The organism is Actinotalea ferrariae CF5-4, assembly GCF_000603945.1.
GTDB lineage: Bacteria > Actinomycetota > Actinomycetes > Actinomycetales > Cellulomonadaceae > Actinotalea > Actinotalea ferrariae.
Window position 1 is genome coordinate 1 of the sequence record NZ_AXCW01000555.1, and the last position, 563, is coordinate 563.

At 79.2% G+C, this 563-nt stretch carries 1 protein-coding gene; it reads left to right on the forward strand.

Annotated elements, in window-relative coordinates:
• A partial coding sequence (locus N866_RS21825) for a DUF5719 family protein (RefSeq protein ID WP_245612675.1) occupies window positions 1-563 on the forward strand: 563 nt, incomplete at both ends.

The window sequence follows — 563 nt, forward strand, 5'->3', positions numbered from 1 at the left end:
AGCGCGCGGCTCGTCCTGCAGAACCCCGGCGCGACGGCGGTCACGGTCGGGCTGGACCTCTGGGGCCCGGCGGGACCCGTCGAGCTCGCCGGCGCCCCCGAGTTCCTCGTGCCGCCGGGTCAGGAGCGGGTGGTCCTGCTCGAGGGCCTCGCGGCCGAGGAGCGCCGACTCGTGGTGCGGGTGACGGCGTCGGGTGGTCTGGTGACGGCCCACCTCCAGGACAGCGCGCTGCGCGGCGTCGTGCCGGCCGGGGTGGACCAGGTGGTGCCCGGTGCCGGTCCGGGCACGCGCCAGGTCCTCACGGGCGTGCTCGTGCCCGAGACCGCCCCGGGGACGGTGGACACCGCGCAGCTGCGGCTGCTCGCGCCGGACGAGTCGACGACGGCGTCCGTGGCGCTCCTCGGCCCCGACGGGCCGGTGGCGCTGCCGGGCCTGGCCGAGGTGCGGCTCGACGCGGGGGCCGTGCTGGACGTGCCGCTGGCGGGCCTGCCGCCCGGGGTCTGGACCGTCGTGGTCGACGCGCCGTCGCCCGTGGTCGCGGGCGCCCTGGTCACGAGCGGGGC